At 62.8% G+C, this 16449-nt stretch carries 14 protein-coding genes; 8 read left to right on the top strand and 6 right to left on the bottom strand.

Annotation, left to right across the window (positions count from 1 at the left end; genetic code table 11):
* The first annotated feature begins 27 nt into the window (after nucleotides 1-27).
* From J3361_RS22265 to J3361_RS22295, 7 genes are all read left to right on the top strand, one after another.
* On the top strand, nucleotides 28-681 hold the full coding sequence (locus J3361_RS22265) for a response regulator transcription factor (RefSeq protein WP_207966365.1): 654 nt from the start codon (nucleotides 28-30) through the stop codon (nucleotides 679-681).
* A gap of 229 nt (nucleotides 682-910) precedes the next feature.
* Nucleotides 911-1777 (top strand): pirin family protein, encoded by an 867-nt coding sequence (locus tag J3361_RS22270; protein ID WP_207966342.1) that lies wholly within the window; start codon nucleotides 911-913, stop codon nucleotides 1775-1777.
* A gap of 192 nt (nucleotides 1778-1969) precedes the next feature.
* Nucleotides 1970-3412, top strand: coding sequence for a mechanosensitive ion channel family protein (locus J3361_RS22275; RefSeq protein ID WP_207966343.1), 1443 nt, complete (start codon nucleotides 1970-1972; stop codon nucleotides 3410-3412).
* Between the two features lie 272 nt (nucleotides 3413-3684).
* Nucleotides 3685-4125 carry a carboxymuconolactone decarboxylase family protein gene (locus tag J3361_RS22280; RefSeq protein WP_053123536.1) on the top strand — a complete coding sequence of 147 codons (441 nt, stop codon included), beginning with the start codon at nucleotides 3685-3687 and terminating at the stop codon, nucleotides 4123-4125.
* 209 nt (nucleotides 4126-4334) lie between these two features.
* Nucleotides 4335-4835: a sigma-70 family RNA polymerase sigma factor gene (locus J3361_RS22285; protein WP_207966344.1), complete on the top strand. Its 501-nt coding sequence runs from the start codon at nucleotides 4335-4337 to the stop codon at nucleotides 4833-4835.
* A gap of 37 nt (nucleotides 4836-4872) precedes the next feature.
* A complete protein-coding gene (locus tag J3361_RS22290; RefSeq protein WP_207966345.1) occupies nucleotides 4873-5856 on the top strand; it encodes a FecR family protein in 984 nt (327 codons plus the stop codon).
* Between the two features lie 97 nt (nucleotides 5857-5953).
* The gene (locus J3361_RS22295) at nucleotides 5954-8392 is read left to right on the top strand and encodes a TonB-dependent receptor (protein WP_207966346.1); all 2439 of its coding nucleotides are present in this window, start codon (nucleotides 5954-5956) and stop codon (nucleotides 8390-8392) included.
* 161 nt (nucleotides 8393-8553) lie between these two features.
* Here J3361_RS22295 and J3361_RS22300 read toward each other — a convergent pair whose 3' ends face one another.
* Nucleotides 8554-9705 carry an MFS transporter gene (locus J3361_RS22300; protein WP_207966347.1) on the bottom strand — a complete coding sequence of 384 codons (1152 nt, stop codon included), beginning with the start codon at nucleotides 9703-9705 and terminating at the stop codon, nucleotides 8554-8556.
* Between the two features lie 184 nt (nucleotides 9706-9889).
* On the opposite strand from J3361_RS22300, the gene J3361_RS22305 reads away from it, so the two are divergent.
* Nucleotides 9890-10909, top strand: a complete 1020-nt coding sequence (locus J3361_RS22305) for a diaminopimelate epimerase (protein WP_207966348.1) — start codon at nucleotides 9890-9892, stop codon at nucleotides 10907-10909.
* Nucleotides 10910-11050: 141 nt separating this feature from the next.
* Here the strand turns inward: J3361_RS22305 and codA are convergent, their stop codons facing one another.
* The 5 genes from codA to J3361_RS22330 form a co-directional block, all read right to left on the bottom strand.
* Nucleotides 11051-12298, bottom strand: a complete 1248-nt coding sequence (gene codA, locus J3361_RS22310; RefSeq protein ID WP_207966349.1) for a cytosine deaminase — start codon at nucleotides 12296-12298, stop codon at nucleotides 11051-11053.
* Between the two features lie 12 nt (nucleotides 12299-12310).
* Complete coding sequence (codB, locus tag J3361_RS22315; protein WP_207966350.1) at nucleotides 12311-13582, bottom strand: cytosine permease; 1272 nt, start codon at nucleotides 13580-13582, stop codon at nucleotides 12311-12313.
* 279 nt (nucleotides 13583-13861) lie between these two features.
* Nucleotides 13862-14689, bottom strand: coding sequence for an alpha/beta hydrolase (locus J3361_RS22320; RefSeq protein WP_207966351.1), 828 nt, complete (start codon nucleotides 14687-14689; stop codon nucleotides 13862-13864).
* Between the two features lie 205 nt (nucleotides 14690-14894).
* Nucleotides 14895-15251, bottom strand: a complete 357-nt coding sequence (gene queD / locus J3361_RS22325; protein ID WP_025212792.1) for a 6-carboxytetrahydropterin synthase QueD — start codon at nucleotides 15249-15251, stop codon at nucleotides 14895-14897.
* An 82-nt stretch (nucleotides 15252-15333) separates the two neighbouring features.
* Nucleotides 15334-16413, bottom strand: a complete 1080-nt coding sequence (locus J3361_RS22330; RefSeq protein WP_207966352.1) for a patatin-like phospholipase family protein — start codon at nucleotides 16411-16413, stop codon at nucleotides 15334-15336.
* Nucleotides 16414-16449: the final 36 nt, after the last annotated feature.

Below are 16449 nucleotides of genomic sequence, written 5' to 3' on the forward strand. Positions count from 1 at the left end.
ATGCTTGTGCAAGAGTCCGATGCGGTCATGGTGCCGGTGCCGTTTGTATTGTTTTGGGGAGCTGCCTTGAAAGACGTGTTGATCGTGGATGACCACCCTGTCATACGAGGGGCGCTGCGGCTTATTTGCCAGAGTGAAGCATTCACCCACATCCGGGACGCCAGCGGAGTGGCCGATGCCAGGGCCCTCATCAAGGAGGGCGCGCCAGACCTGGTGATCCTGGACCTGGTGATGAACGGTTTCGATGGTCTGGACCTGCTGGTGTGGATCATGGCCCAGTTTCCAGAATGCAGCGTGCTGGTGTTTACCTCCCAGGACGCGCAGCACTTCTGCAACCGCTGCATCTCGGCCGGGGCCCGGGGCTTTGTGACCAAGAAAAGCGATCTCAAGGAGCTGACCAAGGCCATCCAGGCGTTGAAGTCCGGTTATGCCTTTTTCCCCCAGACGACTGTCCGACTGGATTTCCAGCAACGCAGCGAGCAACAGGCCTTGGAAAGCCTTTCCACCCGCGAGCTGTCCATCTTGCGCATGCTGGCCATGGGCATGCGCGGCAAGGACATTGCCGAAAGCCTGTTCCTGAGCCCGAAAACCGTCAGCACCTACAAGATGCGCCTGCTGGAAAAACTCGGCTTGCAATCCTTGGTGGGGTTGTCGGAGTTTGCCAAGCGCAATCACCTCTAAATGAACCACCCCAAATAAACTGTGGGAGCGAGCCTGCTCGCGATAGCGTCCTATACGTCAATGCATCATTGACTGACAGATCGCTATCGCGAGCAGGCTCGCTCCCACAGGTTCTTCATCGTTCTCAATATGGAACGCTAAAGCCGATTTTTGCCATCTAGTGCTTCAAGGGTGTCGGTTTTAAGCTATCTCCATCGAATCGCAGTACCTGATTTTTTGGAGACACGGCATGAAAAACATCATCGGCCTCTACACCAGCCCGCGGCCCCATTGGGTCGGCGATGGCTTCCAGGTGCGCACGCTGTTTTCCTACGACAACCTGGGCAAGCACATCAGCCCGTTCTTGCTGCTGGACCACGCCGCCCCCACCGAATTCATGCCCACCACCGAGCGGCGTGGCGTCGGCCAGCACCCGCACCGTGGGTTCGAAACCGTGACCATCGTCTACCAGGGCGAACTGGAGCACCGTGATTCTACCGGCAGCGGTGGCAAGATCGGTCCGGGCGACGTGCAATGGATGACCGCCGCTTCCGGCATCATCCACGAAGAGTTCCATTCCGAAGCCTTCGCCCGGCAGGGCGGGTTCATGGAGATGGTCCAGTTGTGGGTCAACCTGCCCGCCAAGGACAAAATGGCCCCGGCCGGCTACCAGACGATCGTCAAGGGCGACATTCCGAATATCGCCCTGAAGGACAACGCCGGCAGCCTGCGCCTGATCGCCGGGCGCTTCGAAGGGCATCAAGGCCCGGCGCGGACCTTCACGCCCATCGATGTCTGGGACATTCGCCTGAATGCCGATAAAAACCTCACCCTTGACCTGCACGAAGGGCACAACACCGCCTTGGTAGTGCTGCGGGGCTCGGTCCAGGCCAATGGCCGCGAACGAATCGAAGCCGGGCAGATGGCCCTGTTCGACCGGGCCGGCGACCAATTGAACCTGCAAGCCAATAACGATACGGTGGTGCTGCTGCTCAGTGGCGAGCCGATCGACGAGCCCATCGTCGGCCATGGTCCGTTCGTGATGAACAGTGAGCAGGAAATTCACCAGGCGTTCGAGGATTTCCATTCCGGACGCTTTGGCCGGATGCAAGACTGAACGCTAACTAAGCAGCAACACGAATCTATTGTGGGAGCGAGCCTGCTCGCGAATAAGGTAGGACATTCAACAATGGATTGACTGTTACACCGCATTCGCGAGCAGGCTCGCTCCCACAAGGATTTGGGCGTCCGGTACACTCTCGTCAAATCTGTGCCAATCTTCGCCAATCGCCCTCCTGGAGCTGTTCCGATGCTGTCTCTGATCTCCGAGCACCCGTTGCTCTGCGCCCTGGCACTGCTGGTGTTCGACTTGTTGATGTGGCACTTGGTCAGTGCGGATCGGATCTATTGGAAAGTCGGCGCAAGGCTGGTGATTTTTTCGCTGTTCAGCGTGCTGCTGTTCAACGAAGGCCTCAATCCCATGGTGCCGGCGCAGTGGGTCGACGATGTGCCGCGGCACCTGGCGGCGACCGGTTTGCAGATCACCTGGTGGCTGTTTGCCGCGCGAACCCTGACGGTGTTGATCGTGGCGGCGTTGATGCAACGGGTTGGCCACACCGGGCGCTTGTTGCAGGACTTGTTGGGGGCGGTGATTTTCCTGATTGCCGTCATCGCGGCGTTGGCCTATGTGCTGGACCTGCCGGTCAAGGGCGTGCTGGCGACGTCCGGCGCGATGGCAATCATCGTCGGCCTGGCCTTGCAGAGCACCCTCAGCGATGTGTTCTCGGGCATCGTGCTCAACACCACCAAGCCCTATCAGCTCGATGACTGGATTTCCATCGACGGCACCGAAGGCCGGGTCACCGACATCGATTGGCGAGCCACACGCTTGCAGACCGCCCAAGGCAGCATGGCGGTGATTCCCAACTCGCTGGCGGCCAAGGCCAAGGTCATCAACTTCAGCCGGCCGAGCGATGTCCATGGCTTGTCCATCAGTGTCCAGGTCAGCCCTCATGCGCGGCCCCAAACCGTGATCGACGCGCTGGAGCGGGCCACGATCGGCTGTCGTTCCCTGCTCGCCAGCCCGGCCCCCAGCGTTGCCCTCAAAAGCAGCGGCGGTGGCGGCGCGGAGTATGAAATCAGCGGGTTCGTCGCCTCCATGGCCCAGAAACGCACGGTGCGCAACCAGTTGTTCGACCTGGCGTTCCGGCATTTGCAGGCGTCCGGCGTGAGCCTGCTGTCCACCAGCGAAAGCGCCACGCCCCCGGTGGTGTCGCGGCCCCGGGCCTTGCTGGAAAGCTCGAACATTTTCTCCACCCTGCGCCAGGATGAGAAAGATACCTTCGCCCAGAACATGACCCTGCAGACCTTCCGTGCAGGCGATGTGATCCTCGCGGCGGGAGAGGTCAGCGATCATCTGTTCATCATTGAGTCCGGGGTGGTCAGCGTGACCCTCATGCGCAACGGCCAGCCACTCGAGGGCGGACGCATGGGGCCGGGGGAAGTGATCGGCGAAGCCGGGATCGTCGCCGACCAGGCGGCGCTGGCTAATTTTAACGCCAAGACTTTCTGCACCCTGTATCGCATCGAGAACAGCTACCTGAAGCCGTGCCTCGAAGCCCGTCGCGATATCAACGACGCGATGAAGAACCTGCTGGATGTGCGCATGCATCTGGCCCAGAACCTGACTCGCGAAGCCCCCAAGCCGATCGCCAAGAAACGCTTCCTGCAATGGTTGCGCAGCCGGGCCTGAACCGTATCTGAACGACAAGCACCGCTCCCTCGCTGTGTGGGAGCAAAGCTTGCTCGCGAAACAGGCGCCTCGATATCTGAAGGACTGCATCGCACCCATCGCGGGCAAGCCTTGCTCCCACAATTCCCTCGCCACGATAGATTCGTGTTCTTCCCAAAGGATTAGCATCGGCCTCCATTGGCCACCCGAACTTCCCAACAATTGGCTATTTGTACCGCGCCCCTGCACCGCTAACGTAGCGCTACACCCAATTGCTGTCCTGGAGGTTCACCATGCAACCGCGCATCGATTTCTACACCGCTTCCCCCGACGCTTTCAAAGCCATGCTGGCCCTGGAAAACGCCGCTTCGAACCTGGGCCTGGAGAAGTCCCTGCTGGAGCTGGTCAAGCTGCGTTCCTCACAGATCAACGGCTGCGCCTTCTGCATCGACATGCACACCGCCGATGCCCGCAAGGACGGCGAGACCGAACGTCGCCTGTACGCCGTGACCGCCTGGCGTGAAGCACCATTTTTCACCGGCCGCGAACGCGCCGCACTGGCCTGGACCGAAGCCCTGACACGCCTGAGCGACACCCACGCACCGGACGCCGACTATGCCTTGCTGAGCGAGCATTTCAGCCCCAAGGAAATGGTCGACCTGACCGTGGCAATCAACGCCATCAATGGCTGGAATCGCTTGGCGGTGGGCTTTCGCAAGATGCCTGAGGCGTAATCAGAAGAAAAAATTACCTGTGGGAGCAAACCTGCAGGAGCAAACCTGCAGGAGCAAAGCTTGCTCGCGATAGCGGTCCAAGAGTCCATGCCCCATTGACTGACACACCGCCATCGCGAGCAAGCTTTGCTCCCACACGGATATAATCGGTTTGCTTCACCTTAATAATAACAATTACTATTCACGCCCCGTCTCCACAGCGCGCCGCGATGACCCCCAAGCTGCCCCGCAGACCCGGCTTTTTCGAGCATTACGAAGAGTTGATCGGCACCTGGACCCGTCGCCTGCGCAATCGCCAGCAGGCCGAGGACCTGGCTCACGACACCTTCGTGCGGGTGCTTGAGGCCGATTCGAGCGGGGTCGAGCAGCCGCGGGCCTATTTGCATCAGACGGCGCGCAACATTGCAGTGGATGGCTATCGGCGCGAAGATCGACGGGGGGCCATGGAAGAGGCTGTCATCGACCCTGGCCAGTCGTTTTCGGGCGACCCGGAGCATTTCATGCACGCGATCCAACTGGCGGACTCCATCGAGCGGGCGCTGGCCGAGCTGCCGGCCAACTGCCGCACAGTGTTCGTCTGGCAGAAGATCGAAGGCCTGACCCAGGCGGAAATCGCCGAGCGCTTGGGCCTGTCAAAAAACATGGTGGAAAAGTATATGATCCGCACCCTGCGGCATCTGCGCGATCGCCTGGACGGACCAGGCCAATGATCCGTCGCCCTCTTTCACCTGAGCCACAGGACCTTCCATGATGGATAGCCGTGAATGCCCGTGCGGGCAGGACAGGGTTCGCGACGCGGCGGCGCATTGGTTCGTGCGTTTGCAAGCGCCCGCCATGAGTATCGAAGAGCGCCAGGCTTTCAACGCCTGGCTGGACGAACATCCCAACCACCGCGACGAAATCCAATTGCTGCAGGGCATATGGAGCGCCACCGACCTGCTGCCCAAGGAACGCCTGCAAGCCTTGTGCGAACCACCGGCCGAACGTCCCAAGCGTCGGCCGCTGCTGCGCTACGCGGTTGCCGCCGGGCTGTTCGCGGTGGCGCTGGGGTTGGGGTTGTTCAGCGGCTTGGGTTCTTCCACCGACTACAGCGGCGAATACGCCACCGCCTTCGGCGAGCGTCGGCATATTGCCTTGCCGGACGGTTCTGTGATCGACCTCAACAGCCGCAGCCGTGTGCGCATAGAATTTGCACATCATCTACGCCGGGTGGAACTGGCTGAAGGCGAGGCGTTGTTCACGGTCGAGCATGATGCGGGCCGGCCCTTCACCGTCGAGACGGGCAACGGCCAGGTGACGGTCACCGGAACGCGCTTCGATGTGCGCCGTGACGCCGACAAGACTCGGGTAGCGGTAGCGCAGGGCAGCGTCAAGGTCCAGGGACGCGCCGCACCCCCGGCTCAGTTCGTTCGCCTGACGGCGGGGCTTGGCACCCAGATCGATGCCCAGGGCCAAGTCACCACGCCTTACGCGGTCAACGCCGAGGCGCTCACCGCGTGGCGCAGCGGCAAACTGGTGTTCGACAATGCGCCACTCAAAGAAGTGGCGGAAGAAGTCTCCCGTTATCGCCCCCAACCCCTGCGGGTCGGCAGCTCGGCGGTGGGCAACCTGCGCCTGACCAGCGTGTTCCGCGCCGACGATCCCGAGGCACTGCTCAAGGCGCTGCCGAACATCCTGCCGGTGGCCGTGCGTACGCTGGATGACGGCAGCCAGGAAATAGTTGCGAAATAAATTCAGGTTTTTTCCGAGTTCATCGTCTTCTTGTCCAACTGCAACTGGTTTGCATTAACAGACGCGTATTCTTGCGATCAACAGGACAAGGTTCGACGTGAAAACCCTCGCCAAAAACAACAACCGTACCTCGGCACGCTGGCTGCCGCTGGCCCTGACCCTGGCGGTCAGCGCCGCACTGCCCCAGGCATTCGCCGACCAGGCCGCCACCGCCATTCACATCCAGGCGCAGCCGTTGGGCCAAGCCTTGAGCCAGCTCGGCCAGCAAACCGCGTTGCAGGTGTTCTTCAGCCCCGAGCTGGTGGCGGGCAAGCAAGCGCCGGCGGTGGACGGCAATCTGTCCCCGGAAGCGGCCTTGCGTCAATTGCTCCAGGGCAGCGGCCTGCAATACCAGCTCGATAATGGATCGGCGACCGTGTTGCCGGCGCCCTCGGCCTCCAGCGCTGGCCCGTTGGAGCTGGGTGCCACTGAGATCCAGGTGGTCGGTGACTGGCTCGGCGATGCCAATGCCGAGGTGGTGCAGAACCACCCCGGCGCGCGTACGGTGATCCGCCGCGAAGCGATGGTGGAGCAGGGCGCCATGAATGTCGGCGATGTGCTGCGGCGCGTGCCGGGTGTGCAGGTCCAGGATGCCAACGGCACCGGCGGCAGCGATATTTCCCTGAACGTCGGCGTGCGCGGCCTGACCTCGCGCTTGTCGCCGCGCTCCACGGTACTGATCGACGGCGTACCGGCGGCATTCGCGCCCTACGGCCAGCCGCAACTGTCCATGGCGCCGATTGCCTTGGGCAACCTGGACAGCATTGACGTGGTGCGTGGCGCCGGATCCGTGCGCTACGGACCGCAGAACGTCGGCGGGGTGATCAACTTTGTGACTCGTGCCATTCCGGAAAAAGCCACCGGTACAATCGGCACCACTCTGGAAACCTCCCAGCGCGGCGGCTGGAAGCACATCGACACGGCCTTCCTCGGTGGCACCGCCGACAACGGCCTGGGCGTGGCGCTGTTGTATTCGGGCGTCAACGGCAACGGCTATCGCCAGAGCAACAACGGCAACGACATCGACGACGTGATCCTCAAGACCCATTGGGCACCGACCGATGTCGATGACTTCTCGCTGAATTTCCACTACTACGACGCCAAGGCCGACATGCCCGGTGGTCTGAAACAGGCCCAATACGATGCCGACCCGTACCAGTCCGACCGCGACTGGGACAACTTCAGCGGCCGACGCAAGGACGTGTCGTTCAAATGGATCCGCGAGATCAACGAGCGCACCCAGGCCGAGGTGCTGACCTATTACTCCGACAGCTACCGTGGCAGCACCATTGCCTCCCGGGACCAGCGCAACCTGGTGTCTTACCCCCGCACCTATTACACCTTCGGCATCGAGCCTCGGGTCTCCCACGTGTTTGACCTGGGGCCCACCACCCAGGAAGCCAGCATCGGTTATCGCTACTTGAAGGAAGGCATGCACGAAGAGGCTAGCCGCCTGGCGTTGGTGGATAACAAGCCAGTGGTGGGCCCGGGTTCCGACGGCCACGTCTACCAGGACCGTACCGGCGGCACTGAAGCCCACGCGGTGTATATCGATGACAAGATCGATGTTGGCAACTGGACCATCACCCCGGGCATCCGCTTCGAAAGCATCAGCACCGAATGGCACGACCGTCCGGTGCTCGACACCGCCGGCCGTCCCGTGCAGGAAAAACGCCGCAGCATCGACAGCAACGAGCCGCTGCCGGCCCTGAGCGTGATGTATCACCTGTCGGACGCCTGGAAGCTGTTCGCCAACTACGAAACCTCGTTCGGCAGCCTGCAATATTTCCAGCTCGGCCAGGGCGGCGACGGCAACAACACTGCTAACGGCCTGAGCCCGGAAAAGGCCAAGACCTACGAGATCGGCACGCGCTACAACGATGACGTGTGGGGCGGGGAAGTGACGCTGTTCTACATCGACTTCGACGACGAGCTGCAATACATCAGCAACGACGTGGGCTGGACCAACATGGGCGCGACCAAGCACCAGGGTCTGGAAGCTTCCGTGCACTACGACATGGCCGCGCTCGACCCACGTCTCGAAGGCCTCACCGCCAACGCCGGCTTCACCTACACCCGGGCGACGTATGAAGGTGAGATCCCCAGCTTCAAGGGCCGTGACTTGCCGTTCTATTCCCGCCAGGTGGCCAACGTGGGCCTGCGCTACGAGGTCAATCGCTGGACCTACAATCTCGATGCGTTCGCCCAGTCCAAGCAACGCTCACCGGGCAACAGCGTGAACGCCGATGGCAGCTTCAGCGGCGACTACATCACCGATGGCAGCGCCGATGGGCAGTACGGCGACATGCCGGGCTACGTGCTCTGGAACGTGCGCGCCGGTTATGACTTCGGTGAACAACTGTCGAAGCTGAAAGTCGGCGCTGGGGTGAAGAACCTGTTCGACCACCAGTACTACACACGCTCGAGCGACAACAACTCAGGCATTTATGTCGGCGCACCGCGGACGTTCTTTGTGCAGGCGAGTGTGGGGTTCTGATCTGGCCAAGGATCGAGTGAGCTTTACGCTGTGGGAGCAAAGCTTGCTCGCGATGCAGGCACCTCGGTCTCAAAAGGACCGCGTCATCTTCATCGCGGGCAAGCCTTGCTCCCACAAGGCCTGTGGAAACTCAAGTCTTGCTCACAAGGTCCGTGGAGACCTCAGACCTTCAACACTTTCCCACTGGCCGCCACCGCCACCAGCGACAGCGCAATCAGCCCAAAGGCAAAGCTCAAGCTGCTGCCATGGGCGACGAAGCCGATCAACGCCGGGCCGGCGAGGATGCCGGCGTAGCCGATGGTGGTGATGGCCGGCACGGCAATGGCTTCCGGCATCAGGGTCTGTTTGCCGACGGCGGTGTATAGCACCGGCACGATGTTCGAACACCCCGCGCCCACCAACGCATACCCCAGCAGCGCCGCTTGCCACATCGGTGCGAGGGTCGCCAGCAGGAACCCCGCCGCCGCGATCGATCCGCCATAAATGATCACGCGTTTGGCCCCCAGGCGATGCACCACCGCATCACCGGTCAAGCGCCCGACGGTCATCGTCAGTGCGAACGCGGCATAACCCAACCCGGCATAGGCGGCATCCACCGCGCGCTCGGTGGTCAGGAACACCGCGCTCCAGTCCAGTACCGCGCCTTCGGCCAGGAACACGATGAAACACAGGATGCCGATAAACAGCACCACGCCGTGGGGAATGGCGAACGCCGGTCCCGAGCTTTCACTGCCGTAGGGCAACAGGTGCGGCGCCGCCTTGAACAACGCCACCAGCAGCACCCCGTTGACCACCAGCGTCGCCCCCAGCGGCGAAAGACCCAGGCCGAGCAGGGCGCTCACGCCGGCTGCGCCAATGATCCCGCCGAGGCTGAACATGCCGTGGAAACCCGACATCATGGTCCTGCCGCTGGCCCGCTCGACGATCACCGCTTGCAGGTTCACGGTCGAGTCGACGGTGCCGAGCCCGGCGCCAAACAGGAACAACGCAGCCACCAGCCAGGGCAGGGAAGTCATCGTCGCCAACAACGGCAACGCCAGGCAGATCAGGATCGTGCCGCCGCTGAGCACCCGACGGCAGCCGAACCGCGTCGCCAGCGCGCCGGAAATCGGCATCGCCAGGATCGACCCGACCCCCAGGCATAGCAACAGCAAGCCGAGGGTGCCTTCATCCAGGTTCGCCCGGACCTTGGCGTAAGGCACCAGCGGCGCCCAGGCGGCGATGCCGATACCGGCGATGAGGTAGGCGATGCGGGTGGACATCTGTTCCAGGCGTCCGGGAACAAAGGTGGGCGGGGGCGTAATGGCAGTCATGGAACGTCCTTGGCTTTCGTGCGGTGCGGTGATGCAGGCAGGGGCCTATGCTTGCATATCCACTGACCGCACCGCGACCCCAAGGTGCCGACGGGAATGGCCGGCTTGCCCAGCAAGCTTTGCTCCCCCGGCCCTTGCCGACATAAAGTAGCGGCCCATTGGTGGTTGATAGTGGGTCTGGTCCATGACGCAGTTTTATGACGCACGCGGCAATATTTATGGAGTCGCTTCACCGCAGCAGGTCCGCGACCTCGGCATCGATCTGCCTCAGTCAGCCACCCAGGCCGCACAGGCACGTGAGTCCTGGACAACGGCGGCCGTGCACGCCTTCTGCGTCTGGGCGCCGGGCGAAGCGCCGCCGGATGCCAAGGCCCATCGCAGTGACGGTTTGCTGATTGGCCCGTTCCAGAACGAACCGCCCTTTGATCTGTTGATCGTCAACACCGATGGGACACTGGCCGAGCGCAGCGGCAATGGCTTGACGATCTTCTCCCAGGCCTTGCGAGAGCAGGGCTTGATGGCGGGGCCTGGTGATTGCGTGCTGCAGGTTCATCACGATAAACCCGACGGCGTGTCACCGCTGCAAACCTCGGTTCGCGCCGCTGGATTCGAAGGGGTGCAAGGTTTCTGGCTGGACCTGGGCAAACCGCTGTTCGGGCCCCGGGCCGTTGGCGCCCAAGAGGTCGAGACGGTGGTGTTCAACCAGCGTGATGTCAGCCGTGTGGCGGCGCTTGAGCGGTTGGACCCGGCGTGGGGCAACAGCCAGTTCGTGAGCATGGGCAATCCGCATTGCGTGACGCTGGTGGAGGGGGCCGAGGCGTTGCCAAGCAATGCGCAGATGCGTGCTGCGGCGCTGTCACAGTGCTTGACCCGCATCGCTTATGCGGCGCCCGGTGGGGCTGGTGTTCCATGCCCCAGGGGGGTGAATCTGCAATGGGCCAGGCTCGAAGCCGAAGGGCAAATCGCCGCCCGGGTGTTTGAACGGGGCGAAGGCCCTACCGCGTCCTCGGGCACCAGCGCCAGCGCGGTGGCCTGTGCAGCGTGGCGGGTGGGTTGGGTGAAGGCGGGGGCGGTGCGGGTGGTGATGCCCGGCGGTACTGCGCCGATCTTGTTGGAGGAAGAGGCGGGGGAGCTGGTGCGGGTCAGATTGTTTGGCGCGGCGCGGCGCATGACGCCATCGCGAGCAGGCTCGCTCCCACAGTAGATGTTCGGCGGGCACGAAATGAATGTACGACACAGATCCCCTGTGGGAGCGAGCCTGCTCGCGATAGCGGCAGTACATCCAACATCAATGCAGCTGACCCACCGCCATCGCGAGCAAGCTCGCCCACAAGGTATTCGGGAGTCAGCCAGGCTGCTGGGCAAACTCCACCACCGGCATCTGCCGCTTCATCAGCACTTCGCCATTGCGAATCGAGTAGAGCGGCAGACCCTGGCTGCGGATCACTTCGTAGTCGCTGTCCGCTGAAAGGACCAGCAAGTTCGCCGGGCGGCCGGGTTCCAGTCCGTAGCGCTCGCCCAGGTTCATGGCCTTGGCGCTGTTGTCGGTGACCAGGTCGAGGGCGCTTTGCAGGTTGCGGTAGCCGAGCATGTGGCAGATGTGCAGCCCGGCTTCCAGCACCCGCAGGATGTTGCCGTTGCCCAGCGGGTACCACGGGTCGACGATGGAGTCCTGGCCGAAACACACATTCATCCCGGCTTCGAGCAGCTCATTGACCCGAGTGACGCCGCGGCGTTTGGGGAAGGTGTCGAAGCGGCCTTGCAGGTGAATGCTTTCGGTCGGGCAAGAGACAAAACTGATGCCCGAGTGCCCAAGCAGGCGGAACAGCTTGGCGCAATAGGCGTTGTCATAGGAGCCCATCGCCGTGGTGTGGCTGGCGGTGACGCGGGCGCCCATGTCGCGGCTGCGGGCTTCTTCGGCGAGCACTTCGAGAAAACGCGAATGCGGGTCGTCGGTTTCGTCGCAATGCACGTCCACCAGGCAGCCGGTGCGTTCAGCCAGGTCCATGAGGAACTTCACCGAGCTGACACCCTGGTCACGGGTGTACTCGAAGTGAGGGATGCCGCCCACCACGTCGGCGCCCATGCGGATCGCTTCTTCCATCAGCTCGCGGCCGTTGCGGTAGGACTCGATGCCTTCCTGGGGAAACGCGACGATCTGCATGTCGATCAGATGACGGCTTTGCTCGCGCACCTCCAGCATTGCCTTGAGGGCCGTGAGTTCGGGGTCGGTCACGTCGACGTGGGTACGCACATGCTGGATGCCATGGGCGGCGAGGGCCTGGATGGTTTTCTTGGCGCGGGTGCTGGTGTCTTCCTGGGTGATGGTGGCCTTGCGTTCGCCCCAGCACTCGATGCCTTCGAACAGCGTGCCGCTCATGTTCCAGCGGGGCTCGCCGGCGGTGAGGGTGGCGTCCAGGTGGATGTGCGGTTCGACGAAGGGCGGGACCACCAGGTTGCCGCCGGCATCGAGGTCTTCCGGGCCGAGGCTGGGGGCCTCGGTCTGGCGGGCGATGTTGGCGATCAGGCCGTTTTCCAGGTGCAGTTCATGCAAGCCTTCGCGGTTGCGCAGGCGGGCGTTGATGATGTGCATCGGGCGAATCCTTTAGAGGTCTTGTAGGGGCGCGTCAGCGGAGCGAATACCCATTACGCCGATCAATAGCACATACGTTAGCGCGGCGGTGGCGATTCCTACCAGTGGCGCGACCCACGGCGAATTGAACGCGGCGACGGTGCCGAGCCCATAGGCCGCCAGCCCCGGCCAGTTGAACGCCGGCAACCGGGCTTCGGCCAGGCGCGGATAACGGCCGCGCCAGCGGAAGAAGAAATCGGCCATGATCACCCCGCCAATGGGTGGGATGACGGTGCCCAGGAGAATCAGGTACGGCACCAGCAGGTCATACATGCCCAGCAGCGCCAGCAGCGTGCCGATCACCGCGCCGCCGAGGGTCACGGCTCTGCGCCGACGGGTGCGGAGCAGATTGCAGCCGGCCACGGCGAAGTTGTAGATAGTGTTGTCCTGGGTGCTCCAGATGTTGAGCAGCAGCATCGCCATCGCCGCCATGGCGAAGCCCTGCAGCAGCAACACTTCGACCACGTCCGGTTGTTGATAGACGATGGCCCCATAGGCGCCGATCAGCACCATCAGGCCATTGCCCAGGAAAAAACCGATCAGGCTCGCCAGCACCGCGACCTTCGCCGAGCGTGAGAACCGCGTCCAGTTGGTCGCCTGGGTCGCACCGCTGACAAAGGTGCCGAACACCAGGGTAATGGCGGTGGACCAATCGAGGCTGCCCGTCGGCACGACCGCCAGCAAACCCTCGAAGCCGCCGACTTTCACCGTGGCGACCCACATCGACAGCATCAGCAGCAGCATCATGGCCGGCACGGCGAGGTAGGAGAGGATTTCCAGGCCGCGATAACCGATGTAGGCCGTGGCACAGAATCCCAGGCCGAACAGCACCATCAGCCACAGCACCGTGCCCTGGCCCAATTCGAAATACTTGCCCAGCACCACCGCCGCCGTCGCCGTGCCCCAGGCGTACCAGCCGATCTGGGTAAAGCCCAGGATCAAATCACTGAGCTTGCTGCCCACCTCGCCGAAACAGAAGCGGCCCATCAACACCGAATTGAGCCCGCTCTTGAAGGCGATGTAACCCAGGCCGGCGGCATACAGGCCCAGCAGCAGATTACCGATGACGATGACCGTGAGCATCTCGGCAAAACCGAACGCCACGCCCAGCTTGCCGCCGGCAAACATCGTCGCGGTGAAAAAGGTGAAACCCAGCAGCACCATGGCCGTGGAGGCCAGGCCCTTGCGCGCGTGCAGCGGCACTTCGCTCAGGGGATAGTCATTGCCCGGATCGTTCTGAGTCATGTGGCGGTCCTTGCGGATGAGGGAGTGTCGCAAGCGTGCAGCGGCCGTGCCAAACGGGTGATCGCGAGGTTATTTATAGACAATCCTGGGGATTGGGTGGGTGAAGGGGGCGAAAGCGGTGCGGTGGTGATTCAAGTTGGAACACAGTTCTGTGACTTATGCAGTTTTCCTTGTGGGAGCGAGCCTGCTCGCGAAAGCGGTGTGTCAGTTACTAATACATTTCTGACACAGCGCTTTCGCGAGCAGGCTCGCTCCCACAGTGGAATGTCGGCGGGGGCTTCAGGTTGGGGGCAACGCCAGAAACCGCAACACCGCCGCCACCACGGCCTCCGGCGCATCTTCCTGAACCAGGTGCCCGGCGTTCGGCACCGGGTGCAGTTGCGCCCCCGGAATCAATTGATGCAGGGCCCGGCCGCGCTCGATGGGGATCCACTGGTCATCCTCGCCCCAGAGTATTTGGGTCGGGCAGCGCACGGACGGGTACAGGCCTTCGACCTCGCGGGTATAGCGCTCGTCCATCTGGGCGATTTGCCGGTAAAACGCCGCCTGGCCCGGTTCGCCAAGCCACGGTTGCACGTAGGGCGCCAGTTCGGCGTCCGGAATGTCCCGTTTGATCGCGCCGCGAATATAGGTCGGCACGATGGCCCGCTGAATGTAATCGGGCAGGCCGCTGAAGGCCGCTTCATGCTGGCGGACATGCTGCACAAAAGGTGAACCCCAGGGCGACAGCGCCACCGGGTCGATCAAGGTCAAACTGCGGTAATCCTTGCCATTGAGCAGGTGCGTGCGCAGGGCCGTGGCGCCGCCGAAGTCATGGGCCACCACGTCCGGGCAATCCAGGCGCCAATGCTCGAGCAGTTGGGCGAGCACCTGGTTTTGCACACCGAGGGACACATCGGCATCGGGCTGTGCGGACTGGCCATACCCCAACAGGTCGAAGTAATGCACCCGGTGGGTGGCGAAGAACAGCGGGGCGATGCGGTGCCACACGTAGGAAGAGAAGGGCGTGCCGTGGACGAACACCAGTGGCGGGCCATCGCCGTGAATGGCGTAGCGGATGGGGTGTCCGTTGAAGTCGTAGGTTTGATCCAGCGGCCAGTGGGTCATGCTCGATACTCCCCTGAAAATGGCTCAGGGGACCAAGCATAGGCCAATGCTGAGGAGACAGGAAAATCCCAAGGGTGGCGTTAGATTTTGTGGGAGCAAGGCTTGCCCGCGATGCAGGCGCCTCGGTTCCAGAGAGACTGTGTCAACTTCATCGCGAGCAAGCTTTGCTCCCACAGGCAAACCCTACAGGCAGGCCCCACGGTTTTTATTCGCCGTGGTAGATGCAACCGCTGGTGCAGGTCTCGTGGATGCGGATGGCGCTGAGTTCCGGCAACAGCGGCTTCAACTCATTCCAGATCCACTTGGCCAAGACTTCGCTGGTGGGGTTTTCCAGGCCAGGAATGTCGTTGAGGTAGTTGTGGTCCAGGCGTTCGTAGAGCGGTTTGAAGATCGCCTTGATCTCCGAGAAGTCGCGAATCCAGCCGGTGTGCGGGTCGATATCGCCGCTCAGGTGGATCGCCACCTTGAACGAGTGACCGTGAAGGCGGCCGCACTTGTGGCCTTCCGGCACGTGGGGCAGGCGGTGGGCGGATTCGAAGGTAAACTCTTTGAAGATTTCCACAGGTTCGGGCTCTTTAGATAGCGGTCGCGAGGCAGGCGGCGGAGTTTATCAGTTTGATCACGGCGTTGCGCGACCGTGCTGACTAAAGGGTCAGCAAACGCTCGCCCAAGCCACCGTTGGCGGTCAGTTCCAGGAACTCATCACCGAGCCGGCGGCTCTCGTCCATCGCCGTGCGCCAATATTTGCGGCGGCTTGGGTCATCGCCCATGAAACGCTTGAAGTCGTTGCGGTCCGGCAGTTTGCCGTAGGGCAGGCGCGCCAGGTATTCCCGGGACGGTGCCAGCAGCAACACGTCCTGCAGGCGCTCGACATTGCCCCGGCGCCACGGCAGGCCCTTGTCGAACCAACCGGGAATGACCCGGTCGGTGAAGTGCGGATACAGCACGATGTCGTCGCCGCTATAGGGCAGGTCGAGGTGGTAGTCCAGTAGACCGCCGTCGCGGTAGGTGCCGGCACCCGCGCCCGGCAGGTCGCGCACGCCTTCCATGACCATCGGAATCGAGCCCGACGCCAGCAGGGCCTGGCGCAGGTTGCCGGCCGCCAAGGGCACGAAGCGCGACGGGAAGTCATTCAGCGGATGCAGGGGCGGGGCCAGGCGCGGGTCATGGATGATCAACCGTTCGAAATGCCGCGACAGCCGCCCACGGCCACGCAGATTGTCGGCAATCACCGACGACAATCCCAGGCCCAGCCGGCCGCGATGATCCTGGGCGAGCAGGCCGTGGCTCTTGACCACCATGATGTTGAGCCGGTATCGCGGGTTGTCGAGGATCGAACTGTCGCGGCCGTCGAGCAAGTCATCGAGCATGCGCTGCGAACTCTGGCTGACCACGGCCATGGTCACGCCTTTGGCGAAGCTTTGTTCGTTGTACAAAGTGCCCAGGCGCCGGATGCCCTCGGCGGCATCCGGCAGGCAGGCGCTGGCGAAGCGCCAAGCCCCCACCGAGGCCCCGATCAGCGAGCGTTCCCGGGGCGCGGCGGGGAGCCATTCGCCGAACAGTGCCAGGTCGAGCCCCTGGATGCCCAAGGCCTTGGGGCCACCGGCGGCGCCCGGCAGGATGCCGACGTCGACGGCGTTCAAGCCGGCCTGGCGAATCCGTCCGAACGCACGGGGGCCGGCCTTGAGGGTGAGGGCGGGAAACTTGATGTGGATAGCGGTCATACCGGTCTCATGGCCTAGCGGGTGCAGCGATTATAG

This window comes from Pseudomonas sp. OA65, from assembly GCF_017498305.1.
In the GTDB taxonomy this organism is placed as follows: domain Bacteria; phylum Pseudomonadota; class Gammaproteobacteria; order Pseudomonadales; family Pseudomonadaceae; genus Aquipseudomonas; species Aquipseudomonas zanjanensis.